At 66.3% G+C, this 18,299-nt stretch carries 19 protein-coding genes; 3 read left to right on the top strand and 16 right to left on the bottom strand.

Annotation, left to right across the window (positions count from 1 at the left end):
- The 4 genes from pgl to dnaK form a co-directional block, all read right to left on the bottom strand.
- Entirely contained in the window at positions 1-702 is a 702-nt protein-coding gene (pgl, locus tag CHU93_RS07200) for a 6-phosphogluconolactonase (protein ID WP_094473422.1), read from the bottom strand.
- Positions 699-1,472 carry an SDR family NAD(P)-dependent oxidoreductase gene (locus CHU93_RS07195; protein WP_094473421.1) on the bottom strand — a complete coding sequence of 258 codons (774 nt, stop codon included), beginning with the start codon at positions 1,470-1,472 and terminating at the stop codon, positions 699-701. Before CHU93_RS07195 ends, pgl begins: the two co-directional genes overlap by 4 nt.
- Positions 1,473-1,511: 39 nt before the next feature.
- Complete coding sequence (gene dnaJ / locus CHU93_RS07190; RefSeq protein WP_094473420.1) at positions 1,512-2,651, bottom strand: molecular chaperone DnaJ; 1,140 nt, start codon at positions 2,649-2,651, stop codon at positions 1,512-1,514.
- A 68-nt stretch (positions 2,652-2,719) separates the two neighbouring features.
- Entirely contained in the window at positions 2,720-4,618 is a 1,899-nt protein-coding gene (gene dnaK, locus CHU93_RS07185; RefSeq protein WP_086115597.1) for a molecular chaperone DnaK, read from the bottom strand.
- Between the two features lie 224 nt (positions 4,619-4,842).
- On the opposite strand from dnaK, the gene CHU93_RS07180 reads away from it, so the two are divergent.
- Positions 4,843-6,180, top strand: a complete 1,338-nt coding sequence (locus CHU93_RS07180) for an APC family permease (RefSeq protein WP_133064346.1) — start codon at positions 4,843-4,845, stop codon at positions 6,178-6,180.
- On the opposite strand, the gene feoB is transcribed toward CHU93_RS07180, so the two are convergent.
- The 3 genes from feoB to CHU93_RS07165 all read right to left on the bottom strand — a co-directional run bounded on the left by feoB (position 6,146) and on the right by CHU93_RS07165 (position 8,974).
- Positions 6,146-7,993: a ferrous iron transporter B gene (gene feoB / locus CHU93_RS07175; protein WP_094473429.1), complete on the bottom strand. Its 1,848-nt coding sequence runs from the start codon at positions 7,991-7,993 to the stop codon at positions 6,146-6,148. The two genes, CHU93_RS07180 and feoB, sit on opposite strands and share 35 nt — an antisense overlap.
- A 14-nt stretch (positions 7,994-8,007) precedes the next feature.
- On the bottom strand, positions 8,008-8,262 hold the full coding sequence (locus tag CHU93_RS07170; RefSeq protein ID WP_094473418.1) for a FeoA family protein: 255 nt from the start codon (positions 8,260-8,262) through the stop codon (positions 8,008-8,010).
- A gap of 73 nt (positions 8,263-8,335) precedes the next feature.
- A complete protein-coding gene (locus CHU93_RS07165; RefSeq protein ID WP_094473417.1) occupies positions 8,336-8,974 on the bottom strand; it encodes a COQ9 family protein in 639 nt (212 codons plus the stop codon).
- Between the two features lie 205 nt (positions 8,975-9,179).
- Between CHU93_RS07165 and rpsU the strand changes: the two genes are divergently transcribed.
- Both rpsU and CHU93_RS07155 read left to right on the top strand, forming a co-directional pair.
- On the top strand, positions 9,180-9,386 hold the full coding sequence (gene rpsU, locus CHU93_RS07160) for a 30S ribosomal protein S21 (RefSeq protein WP_086115593.1): 207 nt from the start codon (positions 9,180-9,182) through the stop codon (positions 9,384-9,386).
- Between the two features lie 142 nt (positions 9,387-9,528).
- Positions 9,529-10,059, top strand: coding sequence for an FKBP-type peptidyl-prolyl cis-trans isomerase (locus tag CHU93_RS07155; protein ID WP_086116167.1), 531 nt, complete (start codon positions 9,529-9,531; stop codon positions 10,057-10,059).
- Between the two features lie 248 nt (positions 10,060-10,307).
- Here the strand turns inward: CHU93_RS07155 and lepB are convergent, their stop codons facing one another.
- The 9 genes from lepB to CHU93_RS07115 form a co-directional block, all read right to left on the bottom strand.
- Positions 10,308-11,120, bottom strand: a complete 813-nt coding sequence (lepB, locus tag CHU93_RS07150; protein WP_094473416.1) for a signal peptidase I — start codon at positions 11,118-11,120, stop codon at positions 10,308-10,310.
- Complete coding sequence (gene acpS, locus CHU93_RS07145) at positions 11,117-11,539, bottom strand: holo-ACP synthase (RefSeq protein WP_094473415.1); 423 nt, start codon at positions 11,537-11,539, stop codon at positions 11,117-11,119. The genes lepB and acpS overlap by 4 nt, the downstream gene beginning before the upstream one ends.
- Entirely contained in the window at positions 11,536-12,288 is a 753-nt protein-coding gene (locus CHU93_RS07140) for a pyridoxine 5'-phosphate synthase (RefSeq protein ID WP_094473414.1), read from the bottom strand. Before CHU93_RS07140 ends, acpS begins: the two co-directional genes overlap by 4 nt.
- Positions 12,288-13,325, bottom strand: coding sequence for a serine hydrolase domain-containing protein (locus tag CHU93_RS07135; RefSeq protein WP_094473413.1), 1,038 nt, complete (start codon positions 13,323-13,325; stop codon positions 12,288-12,290). Before CHU93_RS07135 ends, CHU93_RS07140 begins: the two co-directional genes overlap by 1 nt.
- Entirely contained in the window at positions 13,322-13,903 is a 582-nt protein-coding gene (gene pyrE / locus CHU93_RS07130; protein WP_094473412.1) for an orotate phosphoribosyltransferase, read from the bottom strand. The genes CHU93_RS07135 and pyrE overlap by 4 nt, the downstream gene beginning before the upstream one ends.
- Before the next feature lie 56 nt (positions 13,904-13,959).
- Positions 13,960-14,118 carry a hypothetical protein gene (locus CHU93_RS17515; RefSeq protein ID WP_165768643.1) on the bottom strand — a complete coding sequence of 53 codons (159 nt, stop codon included), beginning with the start codon at positions 14,116-14,118 and terminating at the stop codon, positions 13,960-13,962.
- A 9-nt stretch (positions 14,119-14,127) separates the two neighbouring features.
- Positions 14,128-15,510: a serine hydrolase domain-containing protein gene (locus CHU93_RS07125; RefSeq protein WP_094473411.1), complete on the bottom strand. Its 1,383-nt coding sequence runs from the start codon at positions 15,508-15,510 to the stop codon at positions 14,128-14,130.
- 105 nt (positions 15,511-15,615) lie between these two features.
- Positions 15,616-15,927, bottom strand: coding sequence for a hypothetical protein (locus tag CHU93_RS07120; RefSeq protein ID WP_094473410.1), 312 nt, complete (start codon positions 15,925-15,927; stop codon positions 15,616-15,618).
- 67 nt (positions 15,928-15,994) lie between these two features.
- The gene (locus tag CHU93_RS07115; RefSeq protein WP_094473409.1) at positions 15,995-18,100 is read right to left on the bottom strand and encodes a RelA/SpoT family protein; all 2,106 of its coding nucleotides are present in this window, start codon (positions 18,098-18,100) and stop codon (positions 15,995-15,997) included.
- Positions 18,101-18,299: the final 199 nt, after the last annotated feature.

Raw genomic sequence — 18,299 nt, 5'->3', positions numbered from 1 at the left:
TCACGGATGCCAGTGGATATCGATGTCCATGTCCAGCTCGGCCAGCAGCCGGCCGATCGGCAGCTTGCTTGACGAACCCTGCTTCAGCGCCTGTTCCACCACCTTGCGCTTGGCCTTGCCCGACACGGTCAGCGTGACGGTGCGCGCCGAAATCAGGGTCGGCCCGGTCAGCGTCACGCGCGGCACCGGGGCATTTTCGGGCAGCGGATCGGGGCGCACGCCGATGGCACGGCGCGCCTTGGGGCCAGCGATGGCGGCTTCGAAATCCGGGCCTGGGAAGATGGAGGCGGTGTGGCCATCCTCCCCCACGCCCAGCCAGGCCACATCCAGCGGCCAGTCGAGATCGGCGATGCGCTCATCGGCAGCGCGGCCGGCCGCCACGGGGTCGCTTTCGCCGGCGGTCAACGGCAGCACCCGGGCCTTCTTCGGCAGGAACAGCCGCGCCAGCATGCCGGCGTTGGACAATTTGTCGGTCACCGGCACCAGCCGGTCATCGGTGGGCAGGATGGTGACATCGGCCCATTCCAGCTTGGTCTCCGCCAGCAGCTTCAGCGCCGGCAACGGGGTGGAACCGCCGGGAAAGGCCACCAGCGCCCGGCCGCGCGCTTCCAGCGCCTGGCCGATGATATAGGCAATGTCGCCCGCCACCGCCTCGGCCATCTCGTCGGCGCTGTCATACTCCCACCACTCGGCATCAATCACGAATCATCTCCAACCGGCACGGTGTAGTTGAGGCCCAGCCGGCCACCGTCCGCATAAAGTGTCTCGCCGGTAATGTAACTGGCGTCATCGCTCAACAGAAAGGCGGCGATCGCGGCAATTTCCTCCGGCGCGCCGGCCCGGCCCAGCGGCGTGCGCGACAGGATCTGCCGCCGCGCCGCCTCGTCGGCCATCACGGCGTTCTTGGCCAGCTCGGTCAGGATCGTGCCCGGCCCGATGCCCACCACCCGGATGTTGTGCGGTGCCAGCGCCACGGCCGTGTTGCGCGTGAGCTGGTTCAACCCGCCCTTGGCGACATTATAGGCCAGCAGCGACGGAATGGTGAGCAGCGCATTGACGCTCGACATGTTGATGATCACCCCGCCGCCGGCGGCAATCAGGTGCGGCACCGCCAGTTGGGTGGCGTGAAAGGCGGCGGTGAGATTGGTGGCAATGACCCGGTCGAACTGTTCCGGCGTCTCGTCAAAAATGTCGCCACGCGGCGCGATGCCGGCATTGTTGACCAATCCGTCAAGGCCGCCGAACGCGGTCACCGCCGCGTCAACTGCGGTCACCAGATCGGCACGCGCGGCCACGTCGCAGCGGATTGCGGCCACGGCGGGGCCCAGTTCGGCCACGATATCGGGCGAAATTTCGGCGATATCGGCCATCATCACCCGGGCGCCTTCGGCCACCAGCCGGCGGGTGATCGCCAGCCCCAGGCCGCGCGCAGCACCGGTGACGAGATAGCGGCGATTGGCAAGACGTTGCATGGCGCCACCCTAGCCGACAGGGCCGCCGCGCCGCCAGCGCTATTCGGTCAATTCGTTCCAAGCGTCCTTTATCCGGTCGAAAAAGCTCTGACTTTTCGGGGTGTTGCGGCCGCCTTCCGTTTGTTCGATGGCCCGGAACTCCTCCAGCAACTCGCGCTGCCGTGCCGTCAGCTTCACCGGGGTTTCCACCTCTACCTGGATGACCAGATCGCCGGCGCCGCCGCCATTCAGGCTGGGCATGCCCTTGCCGCGCACCCGGAACTGCTTGGAGGTCTGGGTCCCGGCCGGAATCTTGATGACGGTCTTCTCCCCATCCAGGCTTGGGACATCAATCTCACCACCAAGCGCCGCCAGCGTGATCGACAGCGGCGCTTCGGCATAGAGGGTTGTGCCGTCTCGCTTGAAAACCGGGTGCGATTTCAAGTGGATGAAGATGTAGAGATCGCCCGCAGGGCCGCCCCGCGCGCCGGCTTCGCCTTCACCCGCGACGCGAATGCGGGTGCCATCATCGACGCCCTTGGGGATGTTGACGTTCAGATCCTTGCGCTTTTCCACCCGGCCAGCGCCACCGCAACTGTTGCAGGGATCCGCGATGATCTGGCCTTGGCCATGGCAGGCGGGGCAAGTGCGCTCCACCATGAACAGGCCCTGGCGCATGGCCACGCGCCCACTGCCGTTGCAGGTGGTGCAGGTGCGGGCCGACGTGCCGGGCTTGGCGCCGCTGCCACCACAGGGGTCGCAAGCGGCTGCCACTTCAATGCTGATCGTCGCCTGGCGTCCGGCAAACGCCTCTTCCAACGACATTTCAAGATCATAGCGCAAATCGGAGCCACGCGCTGGTCCGCCGCGGCGCTGGCCACGGCCGCCACCGCCCATGAATTCGCCGAACACGCTTTCAAAAATGTCGGCGAACCCGCCGAAATCCTGCGCGCCGCCGCCACCGCCGCCCTGCCGGAAAGCAGCATGGCCAAAGCGATCATAGGCGGCCCGCTTTTGCGGGTCCTTCAGCACGTCATAGGCTTCGTTGATCGCCTTGAACTTCTGCTCCGCCGCCGCATCACCGGGATTGCGATCGGGATGGAATTTCATCGCCAGCCGGCGATAGGCGGATTTCAGCGCGGCCTCATCGGCCCCGCGCTCCACCTCCAGCAGTTCGTAATAATCGATCTCGGTCGCCATGGTTCGGCCGCCCCATATTCAACAGGCAAAGGCGCGCCGCATGCCTGCGGCGCGCCTTGCGCGACGGCTTACTTCTTGCTGTCGTCGACGTCGGTGAACTCGGCGTCCACCACATCGTCGCTCTTGGGCGAATCAGCGGCCGACGGTTCGGCGGCAGCCTGTTCAGCCTGATAAATGGCCTCGCCCAGCTTCATGGCGACCTGGCCCAGCGCTTGCACCTTGGCGTTGATGGCATCGGCGTCGCCCGAATCCAGCACCGCCTTCACGTCGGCGATGGCGGTTTCGATGCTGGCCTTCACCTCCGGCGTCACCTTGTCACCATGCTCGGCCAGCTGGCGCTCGGTCGAATGCACCAGGCTGTCGGCCTGGTTGCGGGCTTCGGCGGCGGCGCGACGCTTCTTGTCTTCCTCGGCAAAGGCTTCGGCGTCCTTCACCATCTTTTCGATATCATCCTTCGACAGGCCACCCGACGGCTGGATGCGGATCTGCTGTTCCTTGCCGGTGCCCTTGTCCTTGGCGTTGACCGAAACCAGGCCGTTGGCATCGATGTCGAACGTCACCTCGATCTGCGGCACGCCACGCGGGGCCGGCGGGATGCCGACCAGATCAAACTGGCCCAGGATCTTGTTGTCGGCCGCCATCTCGCGCTCACCCTGGAACACCCGGATGGTCACGGCCGACTGATTGTCATCGGCCGTGGAGAACACCTGGCTCTTCTTGGTGGGGATGGTGGTGTTGCGGTCGATCATGCGGGTGAACACGCCGCCCAGCGTCTCGATGCCCAGGCTCAGCGGCGTCACGTCGAGCAGTAGCACATCCTTCACGTCGCCCTGCAGCACGCCGGCCTGGATGGCTGCGCCCATGGCCACCACTTCGTCCGGGTTCACGCTGGTGTTCGGCTCCTTGCCAAACAGATCCTTCACGAACTGGCGCACGCGCGGCATGCGGGTCATGCCGCCGACCAGGATCACTTCCGACAGGTCGCCCGGCTTCACACCGGCTTCCTTCAGCGCATCCAGGCAGGGCTGGCGGGTGCGCTCGATCAGATCAAGCACCAGCTTTTCCAGATCGGCGCGGGTGATGGTCTTGACGAGGTGCTTCGGCCCGTTGGCGTCGGCGGTGATGAACGGCAGGTTCACTTCGGTCGCGGCCGATGACGACAGTTCGATCTTGGCCTTTTCTGCGGCTTCCTTCAGGCGCTGCAGGGCCAGCTTGTCCTTGGTCAGGTCAATGCCTTCGGCCTTCTTGAAATCGCCCGACAGGAATTCCACCAGCTTGGCATCGAAATCCTCGCCGCCCAGGAAGGTGTCGCCGCTGGTCGACTTCACTTCGAACACGCCATCGCCCAGTTCCAGGATGGAAATGTCGAAGGTGCCGCCGCCAAGGTCATAGACGGCCACGGTCTTGGCATCATTCTTCTTGTCGAGACCATAGGCCAGCGCGGCAGCGGTCGGCTCGTTGATGATGCGCAGCACTTCCAGGCCGGCGATCTTGCCGGCATCCTTGGTGGCCTGGCGCTGGGCGTCGTTGAAATAGGCCGGAACGGTGATCACCGCCTGGGTCACGGTTTCGCCCAGATAGGCTTCGGCCGTTTCCTTCATCTTCTGCAGGATGAAGGCGGAAATCTGCGACGGGCTGTAATCCTGGCCGCCGGCATTGACCCAGGCATCGCCGTTGGGGCCGCGGGCAATGGCATAGGGCACCAGGCCGGCATCCTTGCTGGTCAACGGATCATCAAAGCGGCGGCCGATCAGGCGCTTCACGGCAAACACGGTGTTGGCCGGGTTGGTCACGGCCTGGCGCTTGGCCGGCTGGCCGACCAGACGTTCGCCATCCTTGGTAAAGGCGACCTGGCTGGGGGTGGTGCGTGCGCCTTCGGCGTTTTCGATCACGCGGGGCGCGCTGCCTTCCATCACGGCCACACAGCTGTTGGTGGTGCCAAGATCGATCCCGATAACCTTTGCCATGACGGCCCTGTTCCCTTGCCTCTGGATCCAGCCCCCGGCGCCCCATCAAGGCAGCGCGGCACGGCCGATCCTGGTTGTGATAACGGCCGGTGCCCCGGCCAAACGAGCTTGCACGGGCGATATAGGGAGGGATTCCCGGGCTGCAAGGGCGCGCCGGTTTCCTTGATGCACAGCGGGGCGATCCGCCCCTTGCGGTGACGGCCGCCCTGCGCCACCGTCTGGCCATGACGAACCCCGCCCCGCGCCGCATATTGGGCCCGTTCGCCGCGGCTTCCGTGGTGGTGGGCATGGTGGTGGGTGCCGGCATCTTCCGCTCTGCCAGCCTGGTTGCGGCAACATTGCACAATGATGTGCTGGTGCTGCTGGCCTGGGGGCTGGGCGGGGTGTTCGCACTGGCCGGCGCGCTCGTCTATGCCGAGTTGGCGAGCGCCTTTCCGCATCCGGGTGGCGATTATCGTTTCCTGAAGCTGGCCTATGGTCCGCTGGTGGCATTTCTCTTTGCCTGGTCACGCTTTTCGGTGATTTTTTCGGCATCGGCTGCAATGCTGGCATTTGTTGCGGCGGATTATGCGGCCGAACTTGTGCCGTTGTCTGCCAGTGCCCGTGGCGGGGTTGCAGCGCTGGCGGTGGTGGCGTTGACCGCGCTCAACCTCGCCGGGGTCAAGCGCTCCACCGGCGGCCAGCTTGTGCTGGTGGCGGGCGATGTCGTCGCCCTGCTCGCCCTGGGCGGCGCAGCGGCCAGCCTCATCGCCAGTGGCACCCCCGTGGTGGCAGCCACCGCGCAGCCGCAGCCCTTTGCCGCAGCCGCCTTCGGCCAGGCCATGGTGTTCGTCATGCTGGCCTTTGGGGGGTTCAACGATGCGGCCACACTTTCGGCCGAGGTGCGGCGGCCGCGGGACATGACCCTGGCGCTCGTCGGCGGCATGGGGTTGGTCACAGCCCTCTATCTGCTTGCCAATTGGGCCTATCTCGCCGGGTTGGGGGGCGAAGGCCTGGCCGCCAGCGCCGCGCCGGCCGCCCAATTGATGGCGCGCGCCTTTGGGCCGGCCGGACAGCTGGTGATGGTGGTCTTCGTCGGCCTGGCGGCGTTGGCCATCGTCAATGCGCTGGTGATCGTGGGGGGGCGCACGCTTTATGCCGTGGCCAGCGAGGAGCCGGCGCTGGGCCGGCTGGCGGTGTGGGATGCAGCGGCCGGGGTGCCGCGCGGTGCCATCTGGGTGCAGTGCGCCCTGTCCCTGCTGCTGATCGCCTGGGGGTCTGTCTCCACCGGTTTTGCCCAGATGGTGGATTTCCTGTCGCCGGTGTTCTGGCTGTTCCTGTCTCTCACCGGCCCGGCGCTGATCATCCTGCGCCGTCGCTTGCCGGCGGCAGAACGGCCCTTCCAGGTGCCACTCTATCCGCTGGTGCCATTGGCCTTCACGGCCGGCTGCCTGTTCGTGCTGCAGTCCAGCCTGGCCTATGTGGGATGGCGCGGTGCCGGCATCAGCTTTGGTGTGCTGGCCTTTGGCCTGATCGTTCGCCTTGCGCTCAAAGCCCGGCCGCAACCGCCAGGTGATAGGTGAGGCCGGCCGCGACATAGGCGGCAGCGAACAGATAGGAGAACATGAAGATCGGCCAGCGCCAGCTGGCGGTTTCGCGCCGGGTGATGGCCAGGGTGGAAATGCACTGCGGGGCAAACACGAACCAGGCCAGGAACGCCAGCGCCGTGGGCAGCGGCCAGGCGGCACGCAGTTGGGCGATCAGGCCGTCGGCATGTTCCTCATCCACGCCTTGCAAAGCATAGACCGTGCCGAGCGCCGACACCGCAACCTCGCGGGCCGCCATACCGGGCACCAGCGCGAAGACAATTTCCTTGTTGAAACCGATGGGCGCAAAAATGGGCTCCAAAGCCTCGCCAATCTTGCCGGCCAGGCTATATTCGATGGCCGGTCGGTTGCCATCGGCGGGTGGCTGCGGCCAGCTGGCCAGACCCCACAAGACAATGGTGGATGCCAGGATGATGGTGCCGGCGCGCTGCAGGAAGGCGGTGGCACGGCCATAAAGGCCGAGCGCCATGTCGCGGCCGGCTGGCCATTGATATTTCGGCATTTCCATCAGGAAGGGCGGGGCAGCGCCCTTGGTGACGGTGCGGCGCAGGGCAAAGGCGGCCACCAGCGCCCCCAGGATGCCGGCCAGATACAGCGCGAACAGCACCAGACCTTGCAGACCAAATGGTCCGACATCGCGGGCGGGAATGAAGGCACCAATCACAACGGCATAGACCGGCAGACGGGCCGAACAGGTCATCAGCGGGGCAATCAGGATGGTGGTGAGCCGATCGCGCGGGGAATCAATCGTGCGGGTGGCCATGATACCGGGAATGGCGCAGGCGAAGCTGGACAGGAGCGGAATGAAGGCGCGCCCGTTGAGGCCAACCCGCGCCATCAGCCGGTCCATCAGGAAGGCGGCGCGGGTCATGTAACCCGATTGTTCGAGCGCGATGATGAAGGCGAACAGGATCAGAATCTGCGGCAGGAAGACCACCACGGCGCCGACACCTGCCAGCACGCCATCGTTGATCAACGACAGCAGCACACCATCGGGCAGGCGCTGCGCCAGATCGGCCTGCAGGGCGGCGATGCCGGCTTCGATCCAGCCCATCGGCGCTTCGGCCCAGCTGAATACCGCCTGGAACATGAAGAACAGGATGGCGGCGAGCAACAACGGCCCGGCCACAGGGTGCAGTGCCACCGCATCGATGCGCTGCGACCAGCGACGGGCCGCGCCGGTGCTGGTTTCCACCGCGGCGCAGATCTGGCGGGCCTGTTTCTGCAAGGCCTTGAGATCACTCGCAGCCGCTATAGGCAAGGCCGGCGGCGTATCGCCGATGTCGGCGGCCAGCGCTCTGCCCAGCGCGTCCAGCCCGCGCTTGCGCACCGCAACGGTTTCCACCACCGGCAGGCCAATCAGGGCAGACAGGCGGGCGGCATCGATGACGATGCCATCGCGCGCCGCCAGATCGACCATGTTCAGGGCCACCACCAACGGCAGGCCCAGCGGCTTCAGTTCCAGCACGAAGCGCAGATGGTTCCTGAGGTTGGTGGCATCGATCACCGCGACGATGGCATCCAGCGGCTTTTCGCCGGCGATGCGGCCGAAAATGGCATCGCGGGTCACTGCCTCGTCGGGAGAGCGTGGCGTCAGGCTGTACGTGCCGGGTAGATCGATCAGATCGCAAACCCGGCCATCGGGCAGAGCCAGGCGGCCGGCCTTGCGCTCCACGGTAACGCCCGGATAGTTGCCGACCTTCTGGCGGCTGCCTGTCAAGGCATTGAACAGGCTGGTCTTGCCGGCGTTGGGATTGCCAACCAGGGCCACCACCGGCGTGCGCGACAGCATCGCCGGGGCGTTCATGCCGCCACCTCGATCAGGGCGGCCATGTCACGGCGCAGCGCCACCACCATGTTGCCAACCCTGACCGCGATCGGATCGCCGCCAAAGGGCGCGCGGTGCAGGATTTCCACATCCACGCCCTCGTCAAAGCCCAGCTCGCACAGGCGCTGGGCGGTTTCCGGCGCCAGGCCGGCCCGATCGATGGCAGCGATCAGCGCCACCTCGCCAGCGGCAAGCGCATTGATGGTGCGGGGGGTGGCGGGTGATGACAAGCTGATGGTCCGCAGGATGCGAGAAGTTGCGAACCGTTATCAAGATTGGCCGGACGGCGCCACCCGAAAAGCGTCACACCGCCGGATAGCGCAAACGGCCGAGGATGCGGGCCGGATTGGGCAGCCGGGACGACAGGCCTGTCACCCGGGCCTTGGCCTTTTCAAAGCGCATCACGCCATCGATGCGGCGATCGATGAAGGCGCGGGTGGCGGCGAAATCCGCGCTGTCATCCTGGGTCCAGTGCAGCAGCGTGGCGGAATAGATGGCCGACAGGATGGCCCGTTTTGTGTAATGATTATAATCGGTCGCGGTATCCCCAGCCGCGCGCCACATGGCATCGGCGGCCTGCCACAACAGCCTGGCTGACAGGGCGGCGTGCTGCGGCTGGGCCAGCAGCGCCAGCGCCCGGCGCGTCACCTCGCGGTCACCCTGTTCCAGCCTTGTGACAAGCGCGGTGCGGATGCGATCCCGCACCTTCATGTTGTGGGTGGCGGCCATCGCCTCTGCCAGCTGCGCATTGGCGTGGGCGACCCACAGGCCGAGCATGGTGGCGACATCAGGCACCGCCAGGGCGGCGACATCGGGATCGGTGCCGGTGTCGCGGGCGGCGGCGGCCAGTGCGGTGGCAGACCAGCCATCGAAGGGCACGTGCGGCAGCATGGCGGCCACCAGGCGCGGGGCGAGTTCGGCAAGCGGGATATCTTCGGCCATGGCCATGGCTTTACCCGTTTGCCGCCCGGCTTCCCAGTCGCTTTTGCGTCGCGGGGGTTGGGGCGGGGGATAGGTCTTGTTTGGCCTCGGGGCTTCTGCTACTGCGCAGCGCTCTTCCACCGGGGCGACTCGATGGGTGTCAATTATTGCAGACAACCGGATTTCGGGGCCACCGCCCCATCAACGAATGGAGTGACGGCAGCTCATGCAAATCGTGGTTCGCGACAACAATGTTGATCAGGCCCTGCGCGCTCTCAAGAAGAAGCTGCAGCGCGAAGGCGTCTATCGCGAGATGAAGCTGCGTCGCCATTATGAAAAGCCCAGCGAGAAGCGCGCCCGTGAAAAGGCCGCTGCCGTGCGCCGCGCCCGCAAGATGGAGCGCAAGCGCATGGAGCGTGACGGCATCAAGTAAGCCGTTGATGGGGTTGGGAAACTGGCCCCAGACTGCATGCACCGGGGCCGGGCGGGGTTGACCCTCTTCCCGGCTCTCGTCATGTTTGCCCCGCATCGATCATCGGGCCGCCGTGCGGCCATCATGGAATGGAATCAGGCTTATGTCAGGTCAGGCAACGGGCAACGCAGGAGTCGGGGCGGGCGGGGTTGGCATCGGCAAGTGGCTGGCCGCCGCTGCGGTCGTGATCGGTGTGGTGGGCGTGCTGGTCTATACCGGCACCCAGGGCCAGGTGGCGGCGGTGCGCCAGGCCGACATGGATTACATGAAGGCCAACAAGGCCAAGGCCGGCGTCGTCACCACCAGCTCCGGCCTGCAATATCAGGTGATTCGCGCCGGCAACGGCCCGCGCCCGGCCGCCAAGGACACGGTGCTGGTGCATTATGAGGGCAAGCTGGTGGACGGCACCGTGTTTGATTCGTCCTACAGCCGGGGCCAGCCGGCGGCGTTTCCGCTGGACCAGGTGATCCCGGGCTGGACCGAAGGCGTGCAGCTGATGCCGGTGGGATCGAAATATCATTTCGTCGTGCCGCCCGAGCTGGCCTATGGCGCGCAAGGGGCCGGCGGCGTGATCCCGCCGGGTGCCGTGCTGGAATTTGATATCGAGCTGCTGGCGGTGAAGCCGGCGGCGTAACAACCAGCCTCACCACTATGCCATTTTGCGGCGCTGTAGGACAGGTGTCGCCACAAATAGCTGAATATTAATGATATTTTGATGCCGAGGCGCCGCTGAACCTGCCGAATGCTGGATTCGTGGTGGGTTTGGCGTGCCCAAGGCGTGGCAAAGTCCGGCCCCCGGTGTCCGCCCGGTGCCCGCGTTTCGGGCCGTGGTGACCGCAGGCCGCGCGCCGGTGACCGCAGCCCCGGCGGCGGTGGCCGCGCTCAATCCCGGAGCGAGATGAACCAGCGGTTGCGCAGGGCCGTCACCCAGGTCACCGGGTTGAAGCTGGTGCTGCCATCCAGGCTGAAGGTGGTGAATTCGGCGCGGCCGACGATATTTTCCACCGGCAGCAGGCCCAGCCCGCCCAGTTCCGGGGCAAAGCGGCTGTCTTCCGAATTGTCGCGGTTGTCGCCCATCAGGAAGACATGGCCTTCCGGCACGATCACCGCTTCCGTGTTGTCTTGCGGGGTGTTGGCAAGATCATGGACGAGATAGGAGCGCCCGCCCGGCAGGGTTTCGCGATAGGTGGGCAGATGGCATTCGGCGCCGCCATCGGGGCGGATCACGCGATATTGCGCATCGATCATGGTTGCGCAGTCGCTGTTGGGCGTCACCTGCATCACCGTATCGGCCACCTTCACCTTGGGCACCGGCTGCCCGTTCAGGATCAGCTGGCCATTCACCATCTGCACCGTGTCGCCGGGCAGGCCGATCACCCGCTTGATCCAGTCATCCTTGGCGATCGGCGATTTGATCACCACGATGTCGCCGCGTTCCGGCAGGCTGCCGAACAGCCGGCCCGGCATTTCGGGCAGCACGTTGAACGACGGCGACAGATAGGAATAGCCATAGGGGAATTTCGACACGATCAGCCGGTCGCCAACCAGCAGGCCGGGCAGCATCGAGCCTGACGGGATATAGAAAGGCTTGGCAACCAGCGTGTGCACGGCCAGCACGGCCAGCGCGAGCAGGAACAGCTGCCAGGCCTCCTCGGCGAGGTTCAGCTTCTTCTTGGGGGCAATGGCTTGCGTCATTCGATACTCGCGGTGATCAGCACGATGGCCTGCGCCCAGGGATGGTCGTCGGTCATCGTCAGATGGATGGCGGCCTTATGCCCCGGCGGGGTGATTTGCGCCAGCCTCGCCGCGGCCCCGCCAGACAGCGTCAGGGTGGGCTGGCCGCTGGGCAGGTTGACCACGGCCATGTCACGCCAGAACACGCCCTGACGAAAGCCCGTGCCCAGCGCCTTGGCGCAGGCCTCCTTGGCGGCGAAGCGCTTGGCATAGGTGGCGGCGCGGGTGAGCTGGCGGCGGTTGGCCTTGGCCTGTTCGACATCGGTAAAGATGCGATTGATGAAGCGGTCGCCAAAGCGCTCGATGCTGCCCGCGATGCGATCAATGTTGCACAGATCGGAACCGAGCCCGATGATTCCGAGGCCGGCGGGAAGGTTCATGCCCGCGCCGCATCCATCAGGCGGCGCATCTCGCGGATGGCGGCGTCAAGGCCGACGAACAGCGCTTCGCCCACAAGGAAATGGCCGATGTTGAGCTCGGCCAGTTGCGGCAGCGCCGCCACCGGGCCGACATTGGCATAAGAGAGACCATGGCCGGCGTGGAGTTCAAGGCCGAGCGCCGCGCCATGTTCGGAAGCGCGGGCCAGCCGGGCCAGTTCGGCGCTGGCATCGCCATCGTCAAAGGCGTGGGCATAGGGGCCGGTGTGCAGTTCCACCACCGGCGCGCCCAGCCGGGCTGCGGCCTCCAGCTGGCGTTCCTCGGGTGCCACGAACAGGGACACGCGGATGCCGGCATCGCGCAAGGCGGCCACGATCGGCTGCAGGCTGTTGTGCTGGCCGGCGGCATCCAGCCCGCCTTCGGTGGTGCGTTCGGCCCGGCGTTCGGGCACGATGCAGGCCGCGTGCGGCCGGAATTTCAATGCGATGGCCAGCATTTCATCGGTGGCGGCCATTTCCAGGTTAATCGGCAACTGGATGGCGCCCGACAATGTGGCGAGGTCGGCATCGGTGATGTGGCGGCGATCCTCGCGCAGGTGGATGGTGATGCCATCGGCCCCGGCCGCCGCCGCCATTTCGGCCGCGCGCAGCGGGCACGGGTGCAGGCCGCCGCGGGCGTTGCGGATGGTGGCGACATGATCTATGTTGACGCCGAGCCGCAGGTGGGATGGGCGCAGATGGGCCGTCTGCATCAGGCATCCACCTTGCACGCCGCCGCGCTGAGCAGTTCATAGCCCAGCCCACTGGCCTGCCAGAGTTCGCCGAAATCGGTGGTGTCACGGTTGGTCATGGCGATCAGCACGATGTTGCTTTCCGGCAGGATATAGTTGCGCACCTGGATGCTTCCAATGGCACCGCGCCGCTCGACGAGCAGCACATCATCCTTGCAACCGCGCAAGGCGGTGCGGAATGACCATTGGCCAAGGGCGGCAAAGCCGTTGGCGGGTTTGCCGGCCCACATGATGTCCCGCTGGGCCTTGGGCAGCAGCTTGCCATCCATCAGCGCCTGATCGAAGCGCCACAGATCGCGCACGGTGCCGGTGAGGGCGGCGGCGCTGCCATAGGCGGCGAGATTGACCGGGGCTTCGCCGGCGCCGGCCACATGCGGCCCGGCCCAGGCCACGCTGGCCATGCCGAGCGGCCGGGTGATGCGGGTGGTGAGCAATTGCGCCAGCGGTTGGCGGTTCACCACCTCCAGCAGTTTGCCGGCGACGATATAATCGCAATTGTCATAGTAGAAGCTCGCACCCGGCTGATCCCGCACCGGCCCGGCGCACAAGCCGGTGAGCGCATCGAGGCTGCCGCGCCAGCCGGGGCGGAAGGCGGCGCCATCGCTTGCATTGCTGTCGGGCAGGCCCGATTCATGGCCGAGCAGCATGCGCACGGTGACACGGTTGCCGGTGGGGCCGCGAAAGCCGGGCAGATAGCGGGTGATCGGCGCATCCAGCGCCAGCCGGCCGGCGGCGACATCCTGCATCGCCATGGTGGCGACAATCTGCTTGGTGACCGATGCCCAGCGCCAGCGATCCGTGGGCAGGAAATCCGATTTTTCGCGGGCCCGGCGCTGGGCCCTGGGGTTTTTGAGGCCAAAACCCTGTTCCAGCGTGACCTTGCCGCCTTCCGACAGCAGCATCATGCCGGCAAAGCCCTGGCCTTCTGCCACCGTGGCGACCCGGCCCGGCGCGCCGGGCGGCGTGACGGCGGCGATCAGGGCGATGAGCGGGATCATGCCGCCCGGCTGCCGGGCTTGACCGCCGGGATGGCAGCGAGTTCGGGCGGCAGCGCATCGGCGCTGTAGCTGGGCACATCCAGCCGGATCAGCGGGGTGAAGGGCACGCCAAGATCGGCGGTGCCGTTGGAACGATCAACCAGCGAGGCGGCGTGGATGACCGTGCCGCCGGCGGCCGATATGGCGGCGATGGCTTCGCGCGACGACAGCCCGGTGGTGACAACATCTTCCATCAGCAGCACCTGTTGGCCGGGCGCGAGGCGGAAGCCACGGCGCAGTTCGAAGGTGCCGGTGGGCCGTTCGACGAACATCGAATCGACGCCCAGCGCGCGGGCGAGTTCATAGCCGCAGATGAGGCCGCCCATGGCGGGCGCGATGACGGCCGTGATGCTGGCCTTCACGGCCGCCGGGATTTTCGCGGCCAGCGCCAGCGCCAGCCGTTCCGCCCGGGCCGGGTTCATCAGCACGCGGGCGCATTGCAGATAACGCGGGCTGCGCAAGCCCGATGACAGGATGAAATGGCCTTCCAGCAGGGCTTCTGCCGCGCGGAATTCGGCCAGCACGTCATCATCAGTCATTTGCCACTCCTGCCTTTGGCCAAGCGCCTAATGGGGCTTGGCCACAGCGGCAAGTGTCACGGTGTCACTTCGGTGAAGACATATTCGTGCTGGGAATCGCGCACGATCAGGCTGCGCTTGCCGGCGGTGCTGCCGACCACGAGATCAACGCCGGTGAGGCCGGGCGCGGCGGTGACGAAGCTGAGGCTGCCGTCGGTGTTGCGGTGGGTGCCCATTTCGCTTTCCTAGGCGGCAAAGCGGAAGCTGAGGCGGCCTCCATTGCGGACCACGGTGAGCGAGCCGAGTTCGGCACTGGTATAGCGGCTGGCCAGGGCGGCCACGGCGGCGGCATCGGCTGGCAAGGTTATGCGGCCGCGGATGTCGGTGGTTTCGGCCTTGCTGCGCGCGGCGGCGGCCTTGATCTCCGCTTCGGCCTCTGGCTTGCCATCGTACAGCAGTTCCAGCAGCCGGCGCATCAGCGGGCCGCGCAGATACACACCATCGTCGCTGTTGGTGAGGATCACCGCACCGGCCCCGGCCGACGGCACCCACATCATGTCGCTGTGGAAGCCCACCAGATCGCCGCCATGGTCGATGACCGTCACGCCGGTGCGGCTGTCGTCCCACAAGCCCATGCCATACCATTGGTTTTCGCCCGTGGGCACGCCGCGCGCCCGGCGGGCGAACAGCGCATTTTTTGAAACAAGCTGCTGGCCATTGGGCAATTTGCCTTCGGCCAGTTCCAGCCCGACATAACGGATCATATCGTGCGGTGATGACCAGGCACCGCCGGCCGGGCGGAAGGGGGCGACGGTGCGGTTGATGGCGCTGCCCACCGACGTGATGACGGTTTGGCCATCCAGTGCGGTGGCGTGCGGGGTGGCGTGGTTGCCGGCTTCGGCGACGGCAAAGCTGAAGGTGGAATCGGCCATGCCCAGCGGTTTCCAGATGTGGTCGGCCACCGCCTTGTCGAACGCCGCGCCCAATTCCATGCCGGGGTTGAAGACATGGCCGGCAACATAGCCGGCGGCCGATGCCATCAGATTGCTGTATTGGAACGCCTCACCAAATTTGCTGGTCGGCTGGGTCGCAGCGAGCTGGCGGAACGTGTCGGCCGCCGGGGTTTGGGCGGTGGTGGAAAACAGCCATTCCAGATCCTTGCGCGGCAGGCCGGTGCAGGCGCAGACCAGATGGCGGATTTCCACCTGCGCCGTGGTGGCATCATTGCCCAGCCGGAATGCCGGATAGAGACTGGTGACCTTCTGGTCCCACTTGAGCTTGCCGGCATCGACCAGTTCGGCCAGCAGCATGGTGGCCATCGATTTGGTGTTGGATGCGATCATGAAGCGCGTGTGGGCATCAACCGGCGTGGGATCGCCGAGCTTGCGCACGCCCAGCCCGCCTTCCCACACCACCTGGCCATCCTGGATGAAGGCCAGTCCAACGCCCGGCACATTCAGCGCCTTCATGCCGTCGGCGATGAACTGGCGCAGGATGGCGACGCGTTCGGGCGTGAGCTTGTGAGGCGTGCGGCCGGCAAAGCTTTCGGGGGCATAGCCGGCAGGGCGCTGGCTTTGCATGACAAGGTTGATGGCGGCGCCGCGCTTGTCGGCGATGGCTTCGGGCATGTCGAACAGGGTGACCGTCCAGGCGGTGCCACGGCGGAAAGCCCAGGCCCCGACCCAGCGTTTTGCATTGGGCGGGGTGTCATAGGTGAAATTGACCCGTTCCTCTCAACCGAAGCGCGGGGTGGATGGCGCGACCACATGCAGCGGTGGCACGTCGTGCCCGGCCCATTGCGCCCAGGCCTGTTTCACGGCGGCAGTGGCATCGGCCGCAGTTCCGACATCAACGAGCGCCACGCGCGCATCGGTTTCGGGCGCGATCAGTTCGGTGAGGGCACCGGTGCCGGTCCGGTCAAAGCCGGTGGGCTGGGTGAAGGCGGTGCCGGCGGCGGTCTTGCCCGGTGTGTCGCTGGCCACGGGCGCGGCAAGCGCACTGGTGGCCAGTGTGGCGGCGATGATGGTGGCAAAGATGCGGCGCATTGCAGGTCCCCCCCCCCCCCCCGGGAATGGAGGAGGGAGCGTAACCGCCGGGCCGGCGGCTGCAAGCCTATAATCGCACGCGTTCAGCCGAGACCACGGACTTCACCTGGCGCAGCGCGGTGAGGATGGTGGCGAGGTGGGCAACGCTTTCCACTTCGATATCAACGATGTCGGTGTGGAATTCGCGGTCGCGGTGTTTCAGCGCCAGGCCGACGATGTTGGCATTGTGGGCGGCGATGCTGGCGGCCAGGCTGGCCAATGCGCCGGGCTGGTTGTGCACCACCACGGAAATGCGGGCGGCCGCGCCGGCGGTTTCGGCGCCCCAGCGAACGTCCAGCCACTCGCCACTTTCGTCCGCCAGATGGTCGCAATCGATGACATGCACGCTGATCGGGCCATCGGGGTGGCGCACGCCGACGATGCGATCGCCCGGCACCGGGCGGCAATGATCGCAGAGCAGGAAGCCGACACCGGGGGTGAGACCTTCGATGGAGATGGCGGCGGCGGCCTTGGCCTTGGCCGAGCGCGGGCGGCGGGCGGCACTGGCACCGGGCACGAGGGCTTCGGCGACCTGATCATCGGACAGGCGGTTTTCCGCCATGGCCAGTTCCAGCGCGGCCCGGTCGTGGATCTTGAGCCGGCCCAGCGCGGGCCCGAGGATTTCGTCGTTCAGCGTCACGCGCAGGCGGGCGGCGAGCGCATCGAGCAGCTTCAGGCCCATGGCCTGCAATTCCTCGCGGCGCTTCTGTCGGACATGGCGGCGGATGGCGGCGCGGGCCTTGGCGCTGGCGACAAAGGCCTCCCAGGCCGGATCGGGGGATTTGACCTTGCCCTTCAGGATCTCGACCTGGTCGCCGTTCACCAGCCGGGTGCGCAACGGCACGACGCGGCCGTTGACCTTGGCACCGACGCAGCTATCGCCCAGGTCGGAGTGGACGGCATAGGCGAAATCCACCGGGGTCGCGTCGCGCGGCAGCTGATACAGCTCGCCCTTGGGGGTGAAGGCGAAAACCTGATCCTGGAACATCGCCAGGCGGGCGTTTTCCAGCAGCTCCTCAGGGCTGGCGGCATCCTGCAGCACGTCGAGCAGATCCTCGAGCCAGGGATAGGCCTCGCGCGCGGAGGCGCCTTCGGCCCCCTGCTTGTAGGCCCAGTGGGCGGCGAGGCCATATTCGGCCTCCTCGTGCATCAATTTCGTGCGGATCTGCACCTCGATGCGGGCCTGTTCGCCGCCGAGCAGCACCGAGGTGTGCAGCGAGCGATAGCCGTTGGGCTTGGGCGTGGAGATGAAATCCTTGAAGCGGCCGGGCACCATCGGCCAGCGGCCGTGGACGATGCCCAGCGCGCGGTAGCATTCGGACACATCCTCCACGGTGACGCGGAAGGCCATCACGTCGGACAATTGCTCGAAGCTCATCTGGCGCGCCTGCATCTTGCGCCAGATGCTGTAGGGGCGCTTTTCGCGCCCCGTGACCTTGGCGGCCAGGCCCTTCGAACGCAGCAGTGATTCCAGCGCGCCGGTGATGCGATGGACATTGGCGCCAGTGGTGTCGCGCAGGCGGGCCATGCGCTGGGCGATCATGTCGCTGGCCTCGGGCTCCAGATGCTTGAAAGCCAGCTCCTGCATCTCCTCCATGAAGCCATACATGCCGATCCGCTCGGCCAGCGGGGCATAGATGTCCATGGTTTCGCGGGCGATGCGGCGGCGCTTCTCCTCCTTGCCGATATGGTGGAGGGTGCGCATGTTGTGCAGCCGGTCCGCCAGCTTGACCAGCAGCACGCGGATGTCGTTGGACATCGCCAGCAGGAATTTCCTGAGATTTTCGGCCTGGCGCTCGCTTTCGGTCTGGGTTTCGATCTTGGACAGCTTGGTGACGCCATCGACCAGCCGGCCAACGTCGGGGCCGAACAATTTCTCGATCTGCTCCTGCGTGGCCACCGTGTCCTCGATGGTGTCGTGCAGGATGGCAGTGGCGATGGTCTTGTCGTCCAGTTGCAGGTCGGTGAGGATGCCGGCGACTTCGATCGGGTGGCTGAAATAGGGGTCACCGCTGGCGCGCAGCTGGCTGCCGTGGGCCTTCACCGAAAACACATAGGCGCGGTTGAGCAGATCCTCGTCCGCTTCCGGGTCATAGGCCTTGACCCGCTCGACCAATTCATACTGGCGCAACATAGCCGACTATCTTGGGGGGGATTGGCCCCTGCCGCAACCCAAAAGGGGGGTTATGCAGCGCCGCGGCAAAGCCGCAGAGCCTGCCCCGGACCTGATCCGGGGTCAGACGAATCAAAAAGGGCGGCTGGAGAGCCGCCCTTTTCGTTCGCTGGCCGTGCCGATGCGAGTCGGTGGACAACGCTGCGCGTTGCCCACACGC

It is taken from the genome of Sandarakinorhabdus cyanobacteriorum (assembly GCF_002251755.1).
Classification (GTDB): Bacteria; Pseudomonadota; Alphaproteobacteria; order Sphingomonadales; family Sphingomonadaceae; genus Sandarakinorhabdus; species Sandarakinorhabdus cyanobacteriorum.
This window is presented reverse-complemented; position numbering and strand designations above follow the sequence as displayed.